Below are 21484 nucleotides of genomic sequence, written 5' to 3'. Positions count from 1 at the left end.
CAACCATCGCATCTGTTTAGTCAGCGATTGGTGTATCAGCGAAAAGCAGGCTTTATTGTGGTTTCTATATTATGACAGAGTGAAATGAAATCAATTACTCGGTTTTGCCTTCTTCAGCGTCGAGTTCTGCTTGAATGAGACCGGTAAACAATGCGTGTACGAATTGCTCGCTGTCAAACGGCTGCAAATCGCCGACTTTTTCGCCCAAACCGATAAATTTGACTGGTAAATTCAATTCTTGACGGATAGCGATAACAATACCACCCTTGGCTGTACCATCCAGCTTGGTCAATACGAGACCGGTAACACCGCTCTTTTCGCCAAATAGCTTTGCTTGGCTGAGTGCATTTTGACCGGTTGTTGCATCAAGCACCATCAATACTTCATGCGGTGCATCTGGAATCTCGCGCTGAATCACACGGAAGATTTTGTTCAGCTCATCCATCAGATTCGCTTTATTTTGCAGACGTCCTGCTGTATCACACAACAATACATCCACATTACGCTGTTTGGCAGCACGTACAGCATCGTACATAACAGCTGCCGGATCGGAACCTGATTGCTGTTTGATCACATCTACGCCTGCACGCTGTCCCCATACTTCCAATTGCTCGATTGCCCCGGCACGGAACGTATCGCCTGCTGCCAGCAGTACTTTTTTGCCTTCCTGTTTGAAGCGATGCGCCATTTTGCCAATGGTAGTCGTTTTACCGACACCGTTCACACCGACAAACAAAATAACGGTAATTCCGTCTGGGTTCATGTTCAGACCCGGGTTCTCGTCGCCGCGCAGCAATTCAGTCAATTTCTCTGACAGCACAGGTTGCAGATCAGCGGCATCTTCCAGTCGGCGCTTTTTCACTTCGACTCTTAGATCATCGATCAATTCCATTACGGTATTTACACCTACGTCGGCGCTGATTAGAATTTCTTCCAGTTCTTCGTAAAACTCTTCGTCGATTTTCTTACGACGCACAACCAGATCGGTCACTGCATCGACCAGACCTTTGCGTGTTTTTTCCAGACCATCACGGAACTGCTGAGTTACCGCTTCGGTACGTTGCGAAATGCTCTCTCGCAATTTTTTAAAAAAGCTCATGGGATTCCTCCGTCGACATAAGTTAGTGAGTACAGACGTACCTTATTGATCCGATAGGATGCAGACATTCATGATTCGTGGATAGAATGCTGCCGTATATTCGGGAATAACTAAACAAGATTGCATGTTGGATGATAATACGTACAATGGCAATATATAATTCATTCAATACATTGCCATCATAATAACGTATAGACTATCACGTACGGATTAAGCGATCTCCGCGCCGTCCACCTCTTACAGACGAACGGAAACCAGCTTCGAAACGCCGCCTTCTTCCATCGTCACACCATACAGCACATCGGCTTCTTCCATCGTACCTTTGCGGTGTGTCACGACGATAAACTGCGTCTGACCAGAGAATTCGCGCAGATATTGGGCAAAACGCGTCACATTCGATTCATCCAATGCCGCTTCGACTTCATCCAGCACACAGAACGGCACTGGCTTCACCTGCAAAATAGCAAACAATAATGCCATCGCGGTCAATGCACGTTCGCCGCCGGACAACAATTGCAGATTTTGCAGCTTTTTCCCTGGTGGTTGGGCGACGATATCGATGCCTGTTTCCAGCATTCGCTCAGGATCTGCCAGAATCAGATCGGCGCGACCACCGCCGAATAGTTTGGAAAAGACCATACCGAATTGTCCGCGAATCGCTTCAAATGTATGCTTGAAGCGTTTGGACATCTCGTCGTCCATTTCCTTGATGACCTGATACAATGCTGTTTTGGCTTCGATCAGATCGTTTTGCTGTTCACTCAGGAATTCGTAGCGTTCGTTAACACGCTGATATTCCTCAATCGCACCTAGATTGACTTCACCCAGATCGGCGATTTGCAGCTTCAGCTCGCGAACTTCGCGACCAGTCTGCTCCACATTCTCTGGCAAGTCGTAACGCTGCTTCGCCATTTCGTAGGTTAGCTCATAATCATCTTGCAGCTTGGCAAGAATGTTTTCGAGTTCCACATCTAGACGATTGACCTGAATTTCGGTTTTACGCAGTTCATCTTCAATCGCCTTCAGTTCGTTGCGCTGCTGACGAGTTTTGTCTTCTTCTTGCTCTAGCTTTTGCTGTAAAGCAAGACGCTGTGCGCGCTTCTGTTCCAGCTGCTCACTCGTTTCGCTGCGTTGACGGCGCAGACGATCCAGCTGCTCTTGCTGGCGCTTTTGATCATTGCTGTTTTTATCCAGATCGCGGACAAGAATAGACAGTTGCTCACGATTACTTTCCAGCTCACGACCGTAGTCCTGAGATTCTTCGTGAGTGCGGGACATTTGCTCCTCTAGTGAAAAGATCTCCTGGCTGATCTTGCCCTCACGAATTTTGAGATCGGTCACTTTTTCCTGTAATTGCTCTTTGACCGATTCGTTCGATTTGCGCTGTTGCTCGGCGGACTGGATCGCAGATTGGATACGCTCTTCCTGCTGTTGCAATTCAGCCAGCTTTTGCTCTGCTTCTTTGCGCTTTTTGGCTATGCCTTCCAGCTCGCTTGTATACGCCGTTTTCTCCTGCCCATACAGCTCGTACTGTTCGTTCACATGCCGGAATTCGTGATCCAGTTGCTTCAGTTCACCCGCCGTTTGCTGCTCCTCGGTACGTTTTCGGTCACCGGCAGCACGCAATTGATCCAAACGATTCTCGGTACTTTGCAGTCGATCACGCACGGTAATAATCTCAGCGCTCAGACGTTTGATCTGATCTTCGCTTTCGATAATTTGCTCACCAAGCTGATCCAGCTGGCGTTTGCGTCCAAGCAGGTTGTTGTTCTTTTTGTGCTGGCTACCACCGGTCATGGAACCACCAGCATTGACTACATCGCCTTCCAATGTGACCACGCGGTAGCGATAATTCAGTCTGGCAGCGATTTTGTTCGCCTGTTCCAATGTCTCGGCAATGACTACGCTACCGATCAGACTGCCCACGATAGACGCGTAACGCTCATCGTATTGCACAAGTTCCGCACCGATACCAACAAAGCCTTCGGCACCTTCTGCTAGTCGTTTGTCGCTATCTTGAATTCGACGTGGACGAATAACGTCCAGCGGCAAAAATGTTGCACGACCGAGTTGACGCTGTTTCAGAAAAGCAATCGCGCGGCGGGACATTTCTTCATTTTCCATAACGACATGCTGAACGGATGCACCAAGTGCCGTTTCCATCGCTTGCTCCAAATGCTCTGGCACACGGATCAATTCAGCGACAGCACCATGTACACCTGGCAGCTGATTGTTGCGAGACGCCTTGAGCACTTCTTTGACACCTAGCATGAAGCCTTCAAAGTCCTCCTGCATCTCCTGCATCGTATCACGGCGAGAAATAAGCGCTTCGCGGCGCTGTTCCCATTTACGAATCGAGGTCTGCATATCTTCGGCGGATTTTTGCAGCGCATTGAGTTGCTCACTTTGCTTGATATAGTCTGTGCGTACTGTCGCGATTTCTTTGGCAAACTTCTCTAACTGAACGGTAAATGCAGTTTTGCTCTGCTCCAGTCGCTTTTTCTCGTCGCGCCATTTACCAGATTCGGTCTCGGCTCGCACCATTCGGCGCTGCGTCGCTTCCGTCTCCTGATCAGCGTAGCGAATCTCATTACGCATATTCGCCATATCATTCATCAATTGCAGCAGATCGCCTTTGAGACTTTCCTCGCGATTCTGGCTAATGCCACCATTGATATCGTTTAGCTGCGCTTCTTCAGTCGCAAGCGTCTGCTTCAATTCGGTCAACTGACGCTGTAACTCAGCCAGCTTATCTTGCAATTGCTGGGTTTCGCCTGTACGTTGACTTGTGCGTTCTTCGCTGCGTTCCAGAGCGACACCAAGCTGCTTACGATTTTGCTCTAAATTTTGGCGGCGTTCTTTGAGCAGCTCCACCTGACCTTCTGCCTTCTCTGCCTGCTCGCTATATTGCAGCAGCAGTTCCTGCATCCGCTCCACCATCTGCTCGGCTTCACGCAGCGCATTCCGCTCATCTTCCAGCTTGGCATCGTGTCCGGCTACAACGTTAGCCAGCTTTTGCTGTACAGCTTCTAATTCTTTGAGCTTCTCGCCTGCAGTCGTCCACGAACCGTGAATACGTTCGATATCATGCACATACAGTGAGATTTCTTTATGCTTTAACTGTTCTTTTAATTGTTTAAAATGAATTGCCTTTTCGGACTGCTCCTTCAGCGGACCGATCTGGTCTTCCAGCTCATTCACCAAGTCGAAGATGCGCAGCAGGTTCTGCTCGGTATCATCCAGCTTGCGCACGGCATCCTTTTTACGGGATTTGTATTTCACAATACCTGACGCTTCTTCAAAAATACCGCGTCGATCTTCCGAGCGCGTACTGAGAATCTCCTCAATGCGACCTTGCCCAATGATCGAGTACGCTTCTTTACCGATCCCGGTATCCATAAACAGTTCGGTAATATCCTTGAGCCGGCACGCTTGCTTATTGATCATATACTCGCTATCCCCGCTACGGTGTACGCGCCGGGTAATGGTCACTTCGTTAAAATCGAGCGGCAACGCTTCATCTTCGTTATCCAGTGTCAGCGATACTTCGGAATAGCTGACTGGTTTACGTGAATCGCTACCTGCAAAAATAATATCCTCCATCTTACCACCACGGAGTGACTTGGCAGACTGCTCACCTAGCACCCAGCGGATGCCATCGGAGATATTACTTTTACCGCTGCCGTTTGGTCCTACAACAGCAGTAATTCCTTGGACAAACTCCAATTCCGTTTTATCGGCAAATGATTTGAAGCCGGCTAATTCAATTCGTTTCAGGAACATAGTTCGTGTTCACCTCTATTGCTATTGTAGCATAATTACCTGCTTTGCCATCAATGGAAAAAGAGCAAAAAGCGGTCGTGCCTCTTGCCTTTGTTGCAAGGTGGCGGTGACTGCTCTTTGCTCTTTGTTTGTCCTGTAATCGCCAGAAAAGAAAGAGATGTTATTTCAGCTTTAACCGGGTCAGTGCAGCTGCTGCTGCGCGTTGCTCCGCTTCCTTTTTGGAACGTCCTGAGCCCTGGCCAAGGCTTTCATCTCCCATGTAGACTTCCGAGACAAACTCCCGCTCATGGGCAGGGCCTTTTTCCTCGATGATCCGGTACTCCAATACACCCATATTATGATGCTGGGTGAATTCCTGTAATTCGGTTTTGAAGTCCATCATCTGAAGTTGTCCGCCAGGCGAAATGCTTGAAAATACGTACTTTTCCAGAAAAGATTTCACTGCATCCAGACCTTGATCCAAATACAGCGCACCGATAAAGGATTCAAATACGTCTGCCAGCAGCGCCGGACGTTGACGTCCACCGGTCAGTTCTTCCCCTTTGCCAAGCAAAACATAACGTCCAAAATCAAGTGCTTCCGCGAACTTGACCAGCGAAGGCTCGCAAACGATTGCTGCACGCAGCTTCGTTAGCTCGCCCTCTGGCCGATCTGGATACTCATTATACAGATACTCCGACACCGTCAGTTCCAGAACCGCATCGCCTAGAAACTCCAGACGCTCATTATCCTGATGCTGACTGAAGCGATGTTCATTCACATACGAAGCATGTGTGAACGCCTGTTTGAGCAGCTGGCGGTTATGGAACTGAATTTGAATTTGTTGCTGTAGCTGTTTCACATCTCCGTTCAAGAAACTGACCCCTTACGCTTCAAATTTCTTCAGGACGATCGAGGCATTGTGTCCCCCGAATCCAAAAGAGTTGGACATAACCACATTCAAATCAGCTTTACGTGCCTCATTTGGAACATAATCCAGATCGCACTCAGGGTCCTGGTCATGCAGATTGATCGTTGGTGCGATAATCTGATTTTCCAGAGACAGTGCACAGATAACCGCTTCCACACCGCCGGCTGCGCCGAGCAGGTGACCTGTCATCGATTTGGTCGAGCTAACTGCCATCTTGTACGCGTGGTCGCCCATCGCCATTTTGATCGCTTTCGTCTCGGATTTGTCGCCGACTGGAGTCGATGTACCATGTGCATTGATGTATTGAACGTCTTCCGGCTGGATGCCAGCTGTACGCAGTGCCATCTTCATACAACGCGCCGGACCATCTGGGTTCGGTTCTGTCATATGGAACGCATCTGCACTCAGACCGTAACCGATCACTTCGGCATAGATGTGCGCACCGCGCTTCTGGGCATGCTCCAGTGATTCCAGAATCAGTACGCCTGATCCTTCCGCCATAACGAATCCGTCACGTCCAGTATCAAATGGACGGCTTGCTGTTGTGTAGTCATCATTGCGTGTGGACATCGCTCGCATGGAGCAGAAGCCCGCCATACCGGTTGGACGAATCGTCGCTTCGGCACCGCCTGTGATCATCACATCCGCTTCGCCGGATTGAATATACTTGAACGCATCGCCAATCGCATGGCTACCGCTCGCGCATGCCGTTACCGGTGCTACGTTTGGACCTTTTGCTCCGTGAATGATCGACACTTGACCAGAAGCCATATTGGCAATCATCATCGGAATAAAGAACGGACTTACGCGTTTTGGACCTTTTTCCAATAATACGCTGTGCTGATCTTCAAATGTACCCAGACCGCCGATACCGGAGCCGATAATAACACCAACTCGTTCTGTATCTGTATCTTCGCGTACATTCAGTTTGCTGTCCTTCAGTGCTTCCGCTGTAGCAGCGACTGCAAATTGAACAAATCGATCCAGTTTGCGTGCTTCTTTGCGTTCCAGATAATCTTCGGGATTAAAGTCATGTACCTGACCAGCAATGCGGGTCGTGTAGTTACTAACATCGAATCCCTCTACTGGAGTGATTCCAGACTTACCTGCCATCAGATTGTTCCAGAATGTATCTTTGTCTTTGCCCAGAGCTGTTGTGACTCCGAGACCTGTAATTACCACTCTATGCTTCAAACACATTCACCTCATATCGACTGCATGTGTATATTTTGTATTCAGATCCAAGAGACGCCATGAATGAGGAGAAGTCCCGACCCGCAAAATCAATTTGCAGGTAACGGGACTTTTGAGCCTTAGGTATGAGATTGTATGTAGTTCACAACTTCACCTACGGTCGTAATTTTCTCCGCGTCTTCATCAGAAATTTCAATATCAAATTCTTCTTCAAGTTCCATAACGAGTTCCACTACATCAAGGGAATCTGCGCCAAGGTCGTCTTTGAAAGAAGACTCCAATTTAATATCAGCTTCGTCAGCACCTAAGCGGTCAATGACGATGCGTTTTACACGTTCCAAAACATCGGACATCCGTTTCACCTCCTCTTCCAAGTTATTATACGGAAATTATACTTAAAAATCCATACAGGCATCTGTAAGCACATCCTGAATCTTACATGTACATGCCGCCATCGACGTGTAACGTTTGACCCGTCATGTAAGAAGCAGCTGGCGACACCAGGAATGATACCACCTGAGCGACTTCATCCGGATTGCCAAGACGAGCAAGCGGAATCTGACCGAGAATACGACCGCGCTGCTCTTCGTTCAACTCATCCGTCATATCGGTAGCGATAAAACCAGGTGCTACACAGTTGACTGTGATGCCACGCGAAGCTAGCTCTTGTGCCGATGCCTTCGTCAGACCAATAACGCCTGCTTTGGCAGCGACATAGTTGGCTTGACCCGGATTCCCGAGTACACCGACTACGGACGAAATGTTGACGATGCGACCGTAACGTTGCTTCATCATCGGACGCGTGACCGCTTTGAGACAGTTGAACACGCCTTTCAGATTCGTTTCGATCACCTGATCAAACTCTTCCTCTTTCATTCGCATGATCAGATTGTCCCGCGTGATGCCAGCGTTGTTAATCAGAATATCGATCTTACCAAACGCTTCACTTACCTGTTTAACCAGGTTATCCGCTTCGGAAACGATACCTACGTTTGCTTGAATCGCAATCGCTTTGACGCCCAGTTCCTCAATTTGCTTGACGGTTTCCTGAGCGGCGGCTTCACTGCCTGCATAGTTGACAGCTACGTCAGCTCCAGCAGATGCTAGTGCCAGCGCGATGCTGCGACCGATGCCGCGCGAAGCGCCTGTTACGAGGGCAACTTGCCCCTCTAACGGTTTACTCATATCATACGCACCTCCTTTTCACCAAGTTCATTGCACGTATGGCTGTTGCCAAACATGAACAGTCATTATACTTCCAGTGCTTCCAAACTTTCGAGGCTGTTGATATTGAACAGACGTACATTTTTGTCGATCTTTTTGATCAGACCAGTAAGCACGTTGCCGGGACCAATCTCGATAAATGTATCGACGCCCTGCTCTACCATATAACGCACGCTGTCTTCCCATAATACAGGAGAGTATACCTGTTTCACCAGCAGCTCGCCAATCTGGTCGCCGCTGGATACTGCCTCTGCATTCACATTGGCAACAACCGGTACGGTTGCATTGTGGAACGTAACATCCTGCAAACGCTCGGCAAGACGCTGAGCCGCAGGCTCCATCAGAGAAGAGTGGAACGGTCCACTCACTTCCAGCGCAATCGCACGTTTGCCGCCGATTTCTTTGACACGGGCAGATACGGCTTCCACACCAGCCTGTGTACCGGAAACAACGATCTGTCCGGGGCAGTTGACGTTAGCCAATTCTACCGCATGACCATCCGCTGTAACAGAGGCACACAGCTGAGCCAACGCTTCACGCTCTGCACCGAGTACAGCAGCCATTGCGCCCTGACCAGCAGGAACCGCTTGTTCCATAAACTGTCCGCGTGCACGTACAATCGCAACCGCGTCTGCAAACGAGAGTGCACCCGCAGCTACTAGCGCGCTATACTCGCCCAAGCTATGACCTGCTACATAATCTGGCTGGATGTTGCGCTCTTTGAGTGCTTCCAGCAGGGTGATGCTAGCGGTCAGCAGTGCAGGTTGTGTATTGGCTGTTTGTTTTAGTTCATCTTCTGGACCTTCAAATGCCAGCTTGCTAATTGCAAAGCCAAGCACGTCGTCCGCTTGATCAAAATACTGCGCTGCTGCCGGGGATGCGTCGTAGACGTCTTTTGCCATCCCGGCTTTTTGCGCGCCCTGTCCAGGGAATACAAATGCTATTTTACCCATTCGGAATAACCTCCTGAATTGCAGTTGCCGTAATTACCAGATGATAACGGATGCGCCCCATGTGAGACCACCGCCGAAGCCGACCATAACCACTTTGTCGCCTTCTTGGATGCGTCCTTCTTCTACCGCTTCAACAAGTGCCAGCGGAATAGAAGCAGCAGATGTGTTCGCATACTTTTGCACATTGATCATAACCCGGTCTTCGGTCAAATTCAAACGTTCCATCGCCGAGTTGATAATACGCACATTCGCCTGATGCGGAATAAACAGGTCGATATCGTCTTTGGAAATGCCTGCTTTGTTCAGCACATCCTCAGTTGCCTTATTCATCACTTTCACTGCGAATTTAAATACTTCGCGACCGCTCATTTGGATAAAGTGCTGCTTCGCTTCCAGTGTGTCGACAGAAGCCGGTGTTCTGGAGCCACCAGCAGGCAGTTTCAGCAGTTCGCCACCAGCGCCTTCGGCACCGAGGTCAAATGCTTTGAAGCCGCGACCTTCGCCAACTTCACCGATGACTACTGCACCAGCACCATCGCCGAACAATACGCAAGTGTTACGGTCAGTGTAGTCAGTAATGCGGGACAGTGTATCCGCACCGATTACCAGTGCGTTTTTGTACATGCCCATTTGCAGCATGCTTGTCGCTGCACCGAGTGCATAGACAAAACCGGAGCAAGCAGCAGACAGATCGAAGGCAGCTGCTTTTTTGGCACCTAGTTTATCCTGCAAAATGCAAGCGGTGGATGGGAAGGACATATCCGGCGTAATGGTTGCTACGACGATCAGATCGAGATCGGCAGCAGTCAAACCTGCGGTTTCGATCGCTTTGATTGCTGCTTCATACGCCAGATCGGATGTCGCCTGGTCTGGCGCGGCGATATGACGCTCGCGTATACCGGTACGGCTAACGATCCATTCATCATTCGTGTCGACCATTTTCTCCAGGTCGGCATTGCTCAATATTTTTTCCGGCACGTATTTGCCTGTGCCGATAATTCCGATTGGCAAAACACTCATCGTTGTCACTCTTTTCTATCGATACGAATTTCCTTATCAGACTGGTAAGGATCTATGATGATGCATATTACATTACTCCGTTACTTCCTGCGAAATACTGGATACCAAATTATTGCTAATAGCAATCCGTGCCTGACGTACAGCGTGTTTGATCGCACTTGCGTCGGAAGAACCGTGCCCTTTCAGTACAAGCCCATTCAGACCGAGCAATGGTGCGCCACCATGTTCTTTGTAGTCAAACGAATCACGCAATCCGCGCAGCTCCGGCATCACAAGCGCTGCTGCCAGCTTGGTTTTTAATGATTTGGAAAATTGCTGCTTGAGCAAGGAAAAGATCGTACTTGCCGTTCCTTCCATCGCTTTCAGCAAAATATTACCGGCAAAGCCGTCGCAGACGAGCACATCGCACACGCCGTTAAGCACATCCCGCGATTCCACATTGCCGACAAAATTGATCGGCTGTGCTTCCAGCAGTGGGAAGGCTTCTTTGACGAGCTCGTTACCCTTTTTGGCTTCGGTGCCGACATTGAGTAGACCTACACGCGGATTGGACACTCCCTGAACCTTCTCGCGGTAAATGCTACCCATCAATGCATATTGTGCCAGATGTTCCGGCTTCGCGTCCATATTGGCGCCCAGATCAAGCGCCAGTACGCCTTTTCCGTCAATCGTTGGAATGATCGGAGCAAGCGCCGGACGTTCAATCCCCTTGATACGTCCAACGACGAGTAACCCGGTCGTCATGAGCGCGCCTGTATTCCCTGCCGAGATCATCGCATCTGCCAGTCCGTCCTTAACCATTCGACCAGCAACGACCATCGAAGCATCCTTTTTACGTCGTACCGATTTGACTGGTTCGTCATCGGGTTCAATCACTTCAGAAGCATGTACCAGCTTCAGGTTGGATGGAATCTCCGGCAGCAATGCCTTCATCCGTTCCTCGTCCCCTACGAGAATGATCTCCGCATCCTTCCATTCCTTGGCTGCTTCTAATCCGCCTAAGACATTGCTGTCTGGAGCATGATCTCCCCCCATCGCGTCAATCGCGATTCGCATGATCAAGTCCTCCTTCATCGTGTTCTCCCCCGTCTGATCGGTAAATCACAAAGTTGCCTTGAAATACCATTTCTTCGCCAACGTAAGTTAGCACTTCCACTTTCGCCTTGCCCTTGCGCGCCGGGTTGGACTGCACATAGGCTTTGGCGATACATTTCTCACCGAGGTTGACCGGTCGTACGAACCGCAGATCCGCCGAAGCAGTCAAAGCAATCGCATCGTTGATAACCGCCACTGCCAGCGAGTTCGCCTGGGCAAAAATATGATGACCACGGGCGATATGCGTACGTGAAAATACATGTTCATCCCGAATCTCAAAGATCGAAATTCCACTTCGATCCAATTGCAAATCGACAATCTCACCGATAACTTCATCCAGCGGCAGGGATCGGACCTGATCGTAGGATCGCTCAGCCATCAGCTTCATTCGTTCACGCAGCTCAGGAATCCCCAGCTCCATCCGGTCCAAACGAATCGTCTGAATACTGACTTTTAGCTGGCGGGTCAATTCCTGATCGGTTACAAACGGGTTATCCTCTATCATCTTCACAAGCTGCTGCTGACGCTGGCGCTTGGGCAATCGTTCGATGGTCACGAAGCCTCCCCCCACTTTCATGATGGTGTTTGTCCGGCTATGCGGACGTCCGTACTGTTGTTCAGGCATCTATTTATTGCATCTATCTGCTCTATATCATTGTGCGCATCAAAGGTCCGGCATGCAAGCAGCGTACAGCTGCTACACCGGATATTGGAGTAGATCACGTTTAAATGTTAGTTTTAGAACCTGGTACTAAGAATGTAGTATAAAGCATATTTTCGTAAAAGAAAAGGGGCAGTGCCGCCTTATTATGTAATTTTGGTGTCAGATGGCGGTCTGACGGGCTTCTTGCGCATGGATCTGGTCAGAATGCTAGAGAGTATATATCGTTCAAGCGCTACGTATACGGCGAATCTATACCGCTCAAAATCCATAAAAAAACAGCACCTCATCAAGCGACGAGGCGCTGCCTTTTCCAACGATTACTGTTGTACGATTTCTCTTTGTTTGTACGTTCCGCATACTTTACATACGCGGTGGGACAATTTGAGTTCGCCACAGTTTTCGCATTTCACCATACCTGGTACTGCCAATTTAAAGTGTGTACGACGTTTGTCACGACGTGTCTTGGAAGTTCTCCGTTGAGGTACTGCCATCGTTAAACACCTCCTTCATCTAATTGAGTGCCATTTAACACCCTGGTTTGACTCAGGGTTATCAAATCATTTGAATAAATCTTTGAGCCCTGCCAACCGAGGATCAATCGGTCGGTTATCGCAATCACAATCCTGTTCGTTCAGGTTGACTCCACATGTCGGGCAAAGTCCTTTGCAATCGTCCTTGCACAGAACCACTGCCGGCAAATCCACTAAAGCAGCTTCTTCCAGATAAGGTCGAAGATCAACAGTGTCGCTATTCACGAACACGGTATCGTCTTCTTCCGCTACGTTCTCCGGTTCTTCACCGTGCCGAAACTCCTCATGAACGCTGAATGCTCGATTCAGATTAACGGGGGTCAGGCATCGGGCACATGCCACCTGCAGGTCAAGCTTCAACGTTGCGTTCACTTCAACAACCTGATCCACTCTGTACTTCGCGTGCAGGTCAACCTGCATTGGCTCCGCAGAAAGAATGTCATTACGATCGGATTTTAGAAATCCGGTATCAAGCGTCTCGTGAAACTCTATCGGCTGATCGCTTTGCGCCATTTTTCGAAATTGGAATTGCATATACATCACTCCAAACAAACAAAAATTATTATACCGACGAATTGTTGTTTTTGTCAATCAAAGTTTTAGATATTTTTGTGCCTGTCAGGGTATTTCCCTTTACTGGCGCGGGCTGGCGGTTTTTCTAGCTTTTTTCGCATTTGGGGTCAAAAAGAGCAGGTCAAAACCGGTCGGTACGTTCCCGTCCAAAATGGGGGCAACCACCCTTGCAAAGGATCATGCGTTATAATAGAGCGACGAGCAGATCGAATTCTGTAATAGGCATGATTGCGCTTGTGCACATACCTTTTATTTTACCATATATCTGGCACGAAAAGGAGATTGTCCCTTATGAAAGTTACTGGCGTGATCGTAGAATACAATCCGCTGCATTACGGGCATCAGCTGCATCTGGAGCGTACGCGACAGGTGAGTGGCTGCGACGCCATCATTGCGGTGATGAGCGGCGGTTTCACCCAACGCGGCGAGCCTGCGATATTCAGCAAATGGGCGCGTGCAGAAATGGCATTGTCTGCGGGCTGTGACCTCGTGCTGGAGCTTCCGTCCGCGTATGCTGTACAGCCTGCCGAATGGTTTGCTTATGGAGCTGTGGCGATGCTTCACGCTACAGGCATTACGGACAGTCTGGTGTTCGGTAGCGAATCCGGCTCATTGGAGGCATTGCGTCCGCTGGCGGATCTGCTGACTGACGAATCGCCGCAGTTGCAACAATCCATCCGACAGTATCTTGATCAGGGAATGAGCTATCCGGCGGCACTGGGGCGCGCTGCGACAGCATCTGACCTGCTATCAGCAGAAAGCGCCGCCTTGCTTGGTCAGCCGAACAATACGCTTGGATTGCAATATATGATCGCTTTGCGACGACTACAAAGCAATATCGCTCCGCTCACTATTCAGCGTGAGCAATCCGGGTATCATGATATGCAGCCGTCGCATGACCGTATTGCCAGCGCTACCGCCATTCGGCAAATGCTGCTTAATGAACCGGAAAAGGTAGCTCAGTACGTTCCACCTGCCGTGATGGACATTATCCAGCGTGAGAGCAATGCCGGACGTGGACCTGTACATATGAATCAGCTGTGGTTACCATTGCTGCAAATTCTCACAACTTCTACGGTTAGCGAATTGGAGCAGTATTACGATATGAATGAAGGCATTGAATATCGCCTGAAAAAGCTACTTCCATCCTTGCCGGAGAGTTCTGTTCATCAACTGATCAGTTCTTTGAAAACGAAACGTTATACGTACGCACGCTTGCAGCGTTTACTGGCTCACCTGTTGCTTGGACATCGCCGTGATCTTTTGCATGAGTCTATGCTCTCACAGGGACCTGCATATTTGCGCGTGCTTGGCTTTACGGCAACCGGGCAGGAGCTGTTAAAAAGAATGAAGCAAACCTCTTCTTTGCCGATTGTTATGCGTGCGGTTGATATGAAGCATATACAGATGGATCTGGATATTCGCGCGACTGTTATGCAGGCAGCCGGGTTTCAGCCTCAGCAGATAAAAGATCTATATTCGGATTATTATCATCCGCCTATGCGAGTGTAGCAACGGGTGACCATTTGCGGCGGAGAATCACAATTTGTAGTCGAGCGTTTTTTTGTTGATGTTGATAGTGAAGAAGACCCGCATTCAAGAGGGGCAATCATCATTCGGCAAGGTGAAATGAACATTTGCGAGTGCAAGAACGACATCAACATTCGGGCTAGCAAAATCAATATCTACGAGATACAACGTTAACTTTTGTGAGAGTACGTAGGCTTACAAATAAAGAAAATACTCGCTCCCTCATTGATAAGTAATGAAAGGGCGAGTATTTTCTTTATGCTACTTCCGCTATTCCTTTTATGTGTTGACGAGTTTGACTTGATGTATCATCTCTTGATGTATCATCTATGAAGATTTGGCAGGCAACTCGCTTAATGCTTGTAGTGCATCATCCAGCGTGTTCACGGGAATTAGCTTTAGCGTTGAGTGCATTTTATCCAGTTGGGCTTTGGCATCATTGTAATTGCCTTGCGGTACAAGGAAAATGGTCGCGCCGTTGTTCTGAGCAGCTACGACTTTGTGCTGTACACCGCCGATCATGCCCACTTGACCGTTGGCATCAATCGTTCCCGTTCCGGCAACGCGATATCCTCTGGTGAGATCACCTGAAGTCAGTTGATTGTAAATTTCCAGTGTAAACATCAGCCCGGCAGATGGACCACCGATACTTGTATTGGCAAATTTCACTTCATGCGCGGGATCATCAGGGATAATCTTCTGCACTTCACCGATGGATACGCCGAAGCCGACACGAGTTTTACCATCTGCATTTTGGAACTGGGTTAACGTGATATTCTGGTTGACGGTTGTGCCTGCGCGGTCGATGACGGTTTTGACTATATCTCCGGCTTTTTTGCTGTTCAATACGCGTTCCAATTGCTCAAAAGAAGCGATATTTTGCCCATCCACCTGCACGAATTTGTCGCCTGCATGAATCCATGTATTGCCTTCTGGTACGTTCACCACGAACACGTATTGCGGCTCTACTTTGTAAGCAATCTTTGCTTTGGTATAAGCGGCGGCAATCGCGTTGGACTGCGAGCTGTTCATATAATACAGCTGCTCAGCTGCGTATTCCTTGCGGTCACTCTGTGCAGGCTTCGGTCCTATCTCCTCATTTGAATCGAACACACTGCCGATCAGCATCGCCATATTCGCATAACTAACCGAGACGGTCGTTAACATAAAAGTACCCTTCTCATCAGCATCGCCATCCGATACGCTTACGATCGGTTTCAGCTCATTGGCAGTGCCCGGTGCATTGATCACATAAGGTGTCGGCATATAGACAAGCACGTACACCAGAATAAGCAAACAAATCAAATAAGCCCATATTCGTTTGGACGAAAACGGGGAAGTCAAAGGTCTGCCGGACATGCTGTTCTCTCCTTCGGCTCTGCTGCCTGACGAAGTAGTGCATACGACCATCGCTACAGTCATATCTTCGCCAAACCGGATATAGTATCTCTGTCCGGACGTGCTGCAAGCGTTCTAATATAATGGGCAGAACTCTCTGCTACGCTGAATATTCTGCCCGTTTATTATGCCATGCCGGAAGCTGTAAATCCACTTCTGCTCTGAACTAAAAACAATCCATCACAAGCAGAATATAAATCAAACTGTATTCCGAGATACTCTATCTTATTCTGCCGTATTAAATTTGATGCGTAGTTCGTGCTCAATCAATGGCGGCACAAAATCAGACACCGAACCATGAAAGCGCGCAATCTCCTTGACCATACTGGAGCTGAGGTACGAATACCGCGGATTGGTCATCATAAAGATCGTATCCGCATCTGGATTCAATTCGCGATTAATTGATGCCATTTGCAATTCGTATTCAAAATCAGTTACTGAACGAATACCACGTACAATCGTATGGGCATCACGCTGGCGGATATAATTTGCCAGCAGGTCGCGGAAGCTATCAATCTCCACATTGGGCAGATCGGCAGTTACCTGCTTGAGCTGCTCCACTCGCTCTTCAACGGTGAACAGTGGTTTTTTGCTAACATTGTTCAGCACGGCTACGACCAGTGTGTCAAATTGAAGCGCTGCCCGGTGAATAATATCCAGATGTCCCATCGTAACTGGATCAAAGCTGCCGGGATATACAGCGATGCGTCTCGTACTGCCGGAATTACTGCTCATCGTTAGACTCCTCCTGTTCAGATTGCGACTCAGATTCATATCGATATACATGGATCGTAGTATCGCCATACACCGCTTGGCGAACGCCGACAAAATGCTCTTCTTCCGTCGGATAATCATAACCGCTCTCAAATTCCAATACAATCGTCGCATCGTCGCGCAGCAGTCCGCGTTCATGCATTTCCTGCATCAAGGCAATGCCGTTTTTCATCCGATACGGTGGGTCCAGAAAGACAAGGTCAAAGGACGACTCGCGCTTTGCCAGTACTTTCAATGCACGACCAGCTTCATTGCGATATACTTCGGCTTGATCAATCAAAGCAGCTGCCTGCAAATTACTCTTCACGACTTCAATACTTTTATGCTCCATATCAATAAATACACCGTGCTCCATGCCGCGGCTCAGCGCCTCGATCCCCAGTCCGCCAGTGCCTGCAAACAAATCCAATACATGACCGCCGTCAAAATACGGACCGATAATGCTAAATAGCGATTCTTTCACTTTATCTGTTGTAGGACGTGTACTGTTGCCCGGTACCGCCTTCAATGGTCTTCCTTTTGCACTGCCAGAAATGACTCTCATTCTACTCATTCACCCGTTCTATTATGTTCTCGGACAAGGTACATGTCCGCACGCAAATATACGACGCTATCGTATCATATTCCACCTCTGTTGCAAAATGATATGCGTTTGTGCTTGCCTTTTCTCAGCGATCTTTGCTACAATACTGAACAAACGTTCAGTATCGGGGTGATAAGGTGAATAAAAAGCAGGTTCAGAGTGAACTGACCCGCAAAAAAATTAGCGATGCCGCTCGCAGTCTATTTGTACAAAAGGGCTATAAAGCGACTTCGATCGAGGATATTGTAGCTGCCACGGACAGCAGTAAAGGCAATATTTATTACCATTTCAAAAGCAAAGAAGGTCTGTTTCTGTATCTGCTGAATGAATGGGATCGCGAATGGTATGAAAAATGGCATGAGTCGTTGCCCGGTTATCCGACCGTGACTGCCAAAATCTATGGTCTGGCACAGCAAATTGTGCAGGAGGATCTCAATCATCCGTTAACTCGCGCGGCAGATGAATTTTTTAGCAATGATGAACACAAGGGTGAAGTTGCGGAAAAAATGGAATCCATGATAGAGGAACATTTGCAATTCAACCGTCAGCTCATTCAGGAAGGCATCGATAGCGGCGAATTTCATATCGGCGATGTCGATAAAAAAGCAGTGGTGCTGGAATGTCTGCTTGCTGGACTCAATCAAGTGTGCCGTAAGCAGTCCGCGGAAATAGTGCTGGAGCATTATCGCTTTGCGGTACAGACCTTTTTGTACGGAATTGCCAGAACGGAAGTCTAGGCATAGTATATGAATGCCGGTTTGGACGTTCTGGTATTGTTTCATCATAATATAGACCGAATGTTCAGTATGTAAGATATCATTTGCAAATACAGCTTTGAATCGGCTGCCATAATCATGCGCAGCTTATACCTCGGAGGAAATCATGTCACTTCTTATGCGTAATCGGGCGGCACTATTGCTGCTCATGTTTAATATTTTTCTCGTGTTTACTGGTATTGGACTCGTCGTGCCCATTATGCCGACCTATATGAACGAGCTGCATATTGGCGGTAGCATTCTAGGCTTTATGGTTGCGGCTTTCTCGATCAGTCAGTTGATCTTCTCTCCCTTCAGCGGACGATTATCCGACCGAATTGGACGTAAAAAGCTGATCATTGCCGGGATGTTGATCTTCGCCATATCCGAATGGCTATTTGCTATCGCTTATGCGCCGACACTGCTATTTATCTCGCGGGCAATTGGCGGGTTGGGGGCGGCGCTGATTATGCCATCGGTAATGGCGTATGCGGCGGATATGACGTCCAATGAAGAACGTGGTTCGGCAATGGGCTTTATCAATGCGGCGATTACGACCGGCTTTATTATCGGTCCGGGTATTGGCGGATTGCTGGCGGAATATGGCATTCGGGTTCCTTTTTACGCGGCAGCGATTGCCGGGCTGATTGCTGCTATCGCTACGCTCGTACTATTACCTGAATCGCTGCTGCCAGAACGTCGTGCTCAATTAGCAGCGCAGAACAATAGTGGGGAAAGTCTAATTCGGCAATTGCTGTATTCTTACCGTAAGCCGTACTTTCTCAGCCTGATCATCGTGTTTGTAGCTGCCTTCGGATTGGCGAATTACGAAACGGTATTCTCCTTGTTTGTCGATCATAAATTCGGCTTTACCGCTCGGGATATTGCGATCATCATTACCTTTGGCTCGATTGCTGGAGCAGTCGTACAGGCGACGATCTTCGGCTGGATGATGAACCGATTTGGCGGGCAAAAGCTGATTATTATCTGTTTGCTGGCATCTGCGGTATTTATTTTACTGACGCTGTTTGTGCATACGTACTTCTTGATCTTCGTTGTAACTTTTGCGGTATTTCTTGCGATGGACATCTTGCGTCCCGCTATCGGTACGCAGCTATCGCAAATTGCTGGCGATGAGCAAGGATATGTGGCAGGTCTGAACTCCGCGTATACAAGTCTCGGTAATATCGCTGGACCGATTGTAGCAGGTGCGCTGTTTGATTGGAATATCAATTATCCGTATATGATGGCGACGCTGATTCTGTGTCTCTGCTTCCTGTTGTCCTTGCGAGTGAAGCCAGATCGACCTATCTTTTCTTCCGCCAAATAAGGGGCGGTACATTAGCGGTATTATTTTCTACTGAAATTGGAACAAGCTGAAATGATACTACATGCAATCCATATGAGATAAACACAACGGCGAGTGCATACCCCTTACATAATGGGGAATGCACTCGCCGTTTTTTATACTATTCGTTTATTCATGCTCTACTGTTGAGTGTTCTGCTTCTACAAAGTTATACGATTCAATATTCTGCTTCTGAAGGTTCTACTTCTGAATAGTCTGCTCCTGTATATTGTATTTCTACCTATGCTGTTCTTGCATGTTTTGTGCTTGTATATGGTGATCTTACCTGTTACCGCCTTGCAAGCTCCATATTTACAATTGCTCCAGCAAACGCTGATAATACTGCTTCAATTGCTCTCGAAGCTGCTGCGGCTCAACCTGCTTCAATTTGATGCCAAATCCGCTCAAATACGACAGGATAAATTCCTGCTCCTCCGGTTCGTAGCTACCGTGTACACTCCAACCATCATGCCCTTTGTCGATCAACGTCATAGAAGGCAATAATCGTGCTTGCAGATCACTTTCACTAAGCTCATCCACTGCACATTGAAATTGCACCGCTCTGACAGATGGCTGCCGCAGACTGCGCGCATTATGTAGATCAAAGTGGCTCAATTGCTCCCGTGGCGCCTCATCTGACAACATCACCCCCGTAATGCGGTCACAGCGAAATACGCGATACGCCTCTTTATCCAGATCATACGACTGACAATACCAATACCCTTGCATTACATATACGGCAAACGGCTGAATGCGGCGTTGCCCTGTCCCTCGCGCCGAGCTGTAATCGATGTGTACAATCTGCTGCTTCACCGCTGCTAGCAACATTTGCTCCAAATACTCCCCTGTTCTCGCCTGCTCCCCATGATAAAACGAAATTCGATTGTGAAACTGCTCAATTTGCTGCCGTTGATGCGGTGTCACAATATCCAGAAATCGGGCATGGATTGAATGAAACGATACGCCAAACGCATCACCCGAAAAGCTTTGGAGCGCTTGCATCGAAAAGTATAACGCCAGCACTTCATTCGCAGTAAAGGAGACAGGTGGTAGTGTCGCAGTATCAAGCAGTCTGTATCCACCATGTCGTCCATGCTCTGCATAGATTGGCAACCCGATTTCTTCCAATGACTCTATATCCCGTAGCGCCGTACTGCGTGAAATGCTGAATTCTTCCATTAACTGCCGTAGCGTGAAACGCTGACGACGATGAACATACCGCTGCATCAATTGCAGCCGTTCCGATTTTCTCATCATCTTATTCCTTTCTACTGTTCATGATCAATCTACTGTTAACTATGTAGAGATATGTTGCATGAATGGTGCCTTGTTTGTCTTGCTTTTGCTGTTATTCATGGGTTGCCACGACATCACACAGGCTGAGTTGGTATAACAATATTGCTCTGTAACTATTTCTATGATGATTTCATTTAAAGGTTTCATATTTCGATACCTTTTAGCTGTATCGTAGAGTGTGTAGTCGGATTCATCTATTATGAAGGAGGCAATCATAATGAACGCAGAAATTATCCCTTTTTTATCGCTCAATGGCAAGGCGGCAGACGCGATCGACTTTTACCAACAGGTGCTGGGTGCGAATGTATTGCTGCATGTAACGTATGAACAGCTGGCAAAGATGGATCGTGCATTTCCCGTACAACCGGGGCAGGAGCAGTATGTGGCGCACTCCGTCTTACAGCTTGGCAGCGGCAAATGGATGATTGCCGAAGAAGCAATGGACAATACTCGCCCGTGGCTGGACGGCAATCACTTTTCCCTTTGTTTGCAGTCCAAGCAGCATGAGGATATGGAGCAATTGTATCATCGGCTGATCAGCGATGAACGCTGTACGATCATTGTACCATTTGCGCCGAATGTGTTCAGCAGTGGATATGCCATTGTGCGCGATCCGTTTGGTGTCGTATTTCAGTTTACTGTTACCCGGCATGATTTCTAGTTCTATTCTCGTTTCATTGCATTACCCTATTCAGCAAAACACACCTGCGACCGCAACTGCGTTCACAGGTGTGTTTGGATAGGAATTGCCTACG

The 21484-nt window shown here is 48.3% G+C and carries 20 protein-coding genes; 4 read left to right on the top strand and 16 right to left on the bottom strand.

All coding sequences use genetic code 11. The features are described from left to right. Positions 1-94: 94 nt before the first annotated feature. The 12 genes from ftsY to ACDE64_RS08615 form a co-directional block, all read right to left on the bottom strand. Positions 95-1099, bottom strand: coding sequence for a signal recognition particle-docking protein FtsY (gene ftsY, locus ACDE64_RS08670; RefSeq protein WP_411346074.1), 1005 nt, complete (start codon positions 1097-1099; stop codon positions 95-97). A gap of 237 nt (positions 1100-1336) precedes the next feature. Then, positions 1337-4882: a chromosome segregation protein SMC gene (gene smc, locus ACDE64_RS08665; RefSeq protein WP_411349708.1), complete on the bottom strand. Its 3546-nt coding sequence runs from the start codon at positions 4880-4882 to the stop codon at positions 1337-1339. A 160-nt stretch (positions 4883-5042) separates the two neighbouring features. After that, positions 5043-5735, bottom strand: a complete 693-nt coding sequence (gene rnc / locus ACDE64_RS08660) for a ribonuclease III (protein ID WP_411346072.1) — start codon at positions 5733-5735, stop codon at positions 5043-5045. 12 nt (positions 5736-5747) lie between these two features. After that, positions 5748-6986, bottom strand: coding sequence for a beta-ketoacyl-ACP synthase II (gene fabF, locus ACDE64_RS08655; RefSeq protein WP_411346071.1), 1239 nt, complete (start codon positions 6984-6986; stop codon positions 5748-5750). A gap of 119 nt (positions 6987-7105) precedes the next feature. Then, complete coding sequence (acpP, locus tag ACDE64_RS08650; RefSeq protein ID WP_411346070.1) at positions 7106-7339, bottom strand: acyl carrier protein; 234 nt, start codon at positions 7337-7339, stop codon at positions 7106-7108. 82 nt (positions 7340-7421) lie between these two features. Then, on the bottom strand, positions 7422-8171 hold the full coding sequence (fabG, locus tag ACDE64_RS08645; RefSeq protein WP_411346069.1) for a 3-oxoacyl-[acyl-carrier-protein] reductase: 750 nt from the start codon (positions 8169-8171) through the stop codon (positions 7422-7424). Between the two features lie 65 nt (positions 8172-8236). Then, complete coding sequence (fabD, locus tag ACDE64_RS08640) at positions 8237-9163, bottom strand: ACP S-malonyltransferase (protein ID WP_411349707.1); 927 nt, start codon at positions 9161-9163, stop codon at positions 8237-8239. A gap of 33 nt (positions 9164-9196) precedes the next feature. Next, positions 9197-10183 (bottom strand): beta-ketoacyl-ACP synthase III, encoded by a 987-nt coding sequence (locus ACDE64_RS08635; RefSeq protein WP_411349706.1) that lies wholly within the window; start codon positions 10181-10183, stop codon positions 9197-9199. A 72-nt stretch (positions 10184-10255) separates the two neighbouring features. Then, positions 10256-11239, bottom strand: a complete 984-nt coding sequence (plsX, locus tag ACDE64_RS08630; protein ID WP_411346066.1) for a phosphate acyltransferase PlsX — start codon at positions 11237-11239, stop codon at positions 10256-10258. Continuing rightward, positions 11223-11819 carry a transcription factor FapR gene (gene fapR, locus ACDE64_RS08625; RefSeq protein ID WP_411346741.1) on the bottom strand — a complete coding sequence of 199 codons (597 nt, stop codon included), beginning with the start codon at positions 11817-11819 and terminating at the stop codon, positions 11223-11225. The genes plsX and fapR overlap by 17 nt, the downstream gene beginning before the upstream one ends. Positions 11820-12259: 440 nt before the next feature. Further along, a complete protein-coding gene (gene rpmF / locus ACDE64_RS08620) occupies positions 12260-12433 on the bottom strand; it encodes a 50S ribosomal protein L32 (RefSeq protein ID WP_367056283.1) in 174 nt (57 codons plus the stop codon). A gap of 66 nt (positions 12434-12499) precedes the next feature. Continuing rightward, on the bottom strand, positions 12500-13006 hold the full coding sequence (locus ACDE64_RS08615) for a YceD family protein (protein WP_411346065.1): 507 nt from the start codon (positions 13004-13006) through the stop codon (positions 12500-12502). A 330-nt stretch (positions 13007-13336) separates the two neighbouring features. Here ACDE64_RS08615 and ACDE64_RS08610 point away from each other — a divergent pair, with 330 nt between their 5' ends. Further along, entirely contained in the window at positions 13337-14557 is a 1221-nt protein-coding gene (locus tag ACDE64_RS08610) for a nucleotidyltransferase (RefSeq protein ID WP_411349705.1), read from the top strand. 345 nt (positions 14558-14902) lie between these two features. On the opposite strand, the gene ACDE64_RS08605 is transcribed toward ACDE64_RS08610, so the two are convergent. From ACDE64_RS08605 to rsmD, 3 genes are all read right to left on the bottom strand, one after another. Beyond that, on the bottom strand, positions 14903-15934 hold the full coding sequence (locus tag ACDE64_RS08605) for a PDZ domain-containing protein (protein ID WP_411349704.1): 1032 nt from the start codon (positions 15932-15934) through the stop codon (positions 14903-14905). A gap of 264 nt (positions 15935-16198) precedes the next feature. Next, positions 16199-16708, bottom strand: a complete 510-nt coding sequence (gene coaD / locus ACDE64_RS08600) for a pantetheine-phosphate adenylyltransferase (RefSeq protein WP_411346062.1) — start codon at positions 16706-16708, stop codon at positions 16199-16201. After that, on the bottom strand, positions 16698-17291 hold the full coding sequence (gene rsmD, locus ACDE64_RS08595) for a 16S rRNA (guanine(966)-N(2))-methyltransferase RsmD (protein ID WP_411349703.1): 594 nt from the start codon (positions 17289-17291) through the stop codon (positions 16698-16700). Before rsmD ends, coaD begins: the two co-directional genes overlap by 11 nt. A gap of 176 nt (positions 17292-17467) precedes the next feature. Here rsmD and ACDE64_RS08590 point away from each other — a divergent pair, with 176 nt between their 5' ends. Together ACDE64_RS08590 and ACDE64_RS08585 are read left to right on the top strand one after the other, a co-directional pair. Continuing rightward, a complete protein-coding gene (locus ACDE64_RS08590) occupies positions 17468-18067 on the top strand; it encodes a TetR/AcrR family transcriptional regulator (RefSeq protein WP_411349702.1) in 600 nt (199 codons plus the stop codon). A 145-nt stretch (positions 18068-18212) separates the two neighbouring features. Continuing rightward, the gene (locus ACDE64_RS08585; protein WP_411349701.1) at positions 18213-19415 is read left to right on the top strand and encodes an MFS transporter; all 1203 of its coding nucleotides are present in this window, start codon (positions 18213-18215) and stop codon (positions 19413-19415) included. Between the two features lie 330 nt (positions 19416-19745). Here the strand turns inward: ACDE64_RS08585 and ACDE64_RS08580 are convergent, their stop codons facing one another. Further along, entirely contained in the window at positions 19746-20690 is a 945-nt protein-coding gene (locus tag ACDE64_RS08580; RefSeq protein WP_411349700.1) for a helix-turn-helix transcriptional regulator, read from the bottom strand. Between the two features lie 256 nt (positions 20691-20946). On the opposite strand from ACDE64_RS08580, the gene ACDE64_RS08575 reads away from it, so the two are divergent. Continuing rightward, positions 20947-21390, top strand: coding sequence for a VOC family protein (locus ACDE64_RS08575; protein ID WP_411346740.1), 444 nt, complete (start codon positions 20947-20949; stop codon positions 21388-21390). The last annotated feature ends 94 nt before the right edge of the window (positions 21391-21484 follow it).

The organism is Paenibacillus sp. WLX2291 (assembly GCF_046603665.1).
GTDB lineage: Bacteria > Bacillota > Bacilli > Paenibacillales > Paenibacillaceae > Saccharibacillus.
Note: the sequence above shows the minus strand (reverse complement) of the source record. Positions and strands in the feature narration are given on the sequence as shown.

Excerpts from the sequence above, each read along its gene's own strand:
- ftsY (WP_411346074.1), bottom strand. The coding sequence starts at position 1,099 with ATGAGCTTTTTTAAAAAATTGCGAGAGAGCATTTCGCAACGTACCGAA.
- smc (WP_411349708.1), bottom strand. The coding sequence starts at position 4,882 with ATGTTCCTGAAACGAATTGAATTAGCCGGCTTCAAATCATTTGCCGAT.
- acpP (WP_411346070.1), bottom strand. The coding sequence starts at position 7,339 with ATGTCCGATGTTTTGGAACGTGTAAAACGCATCGTCATTGACCGCTTA.
- fabG (WP_411346069.1), bottom strand. The coding sequence starts at position 8,171 with ATGAGTAAACCGTTAGAGGGGCAAGTTGCCCTCGTAACAGGCGCTTCG.
- fabD (WP_411349707.1), bottom strand. The coding sequence starts at position 9,163 with ATGGGTAAAATAGCATTTGTATTCCCTGGACAGGGCGCGCAAAAAGCC.
- ACDE64_RS08635 (WP_411349706.1), bottom strand. The coding sequence starts at position 10,183 with ATGAGTGTTTTGCCAATCGGAATTATCGGCACAGGCAAATACGTGCCG.
- plsX (WP_411346066.1), bottom strand. The coding sequence starts at position 11,239 with ATGCGAATCGCGATTGACGCGATGGGGGGAGATCATGCTCCAGACAGC.
- rpmF (WP_367056283.1), bottom strand. The coding sequence starts at position 12,433 with ATGGCAGTACCTCAACGGAGAACTTCCAAGACACGTCGTGACAAACGT.
- ACDE64_RS08615 (WP_411346065.1), bottom strand. The coding sequence starts at position 13,006 with ATGCAATTCCAATTTCGAAAAATGGCGCAAAGCGATCAGCCGATAGAG.
- ACDE64_RS08610 (WP_411349705.1), top strand. The coding sequence starts at position 13,337 with ATGAAAGTTACTGGCGTGATCGTAGAATACAATCCGCTGCATTACGGG.
- ACDE64_RS08605 (WP_411349704.1), bottom strand. The coding sequence starts at position 15,934 with ATGTCCGGCAGACCTTTGACTTCCCCGTTTTCGTCCAAACGAATATGG.
- coaD (WP_411346062.1), bottom strand. The coding sequence starts at position 16,708 with ATGAGCAGTAATTCCGGCAGTACGAGACGCATCGCTGTATATCCCGGC.
- rsmD (WP_411349703.1), bottom strand. The coding sequence starts at position 17,291 with ATGAGAGTCATTTCTGGCAGTGCAAAAGGAAGACCATTGAAGGCGGTA.
- ACDE64_RS08585 (WP_411349701.1), top strand. The coding sequence starts at position 18,213 with ATGTCACTTCTTATGCGTAATCGGGCGGCACTATTGCTGCTCATGTTT.
- ACDE64_RS08580 (WP_411349700.1), bottom strand. The coding sequence starts at position 20,690 with ATGATGAGAAAATCGGAACGGCTGCAATTGATGCAGCGGTATGTTCAT.
- ACDE64_RS08575 (WP_411346740.1), top strand. The coding sequence starts at position 20,947 with ATGAACGCAGAAATTATCCCTTTTTTATCGCTCAATGGCAAGGCGGCA.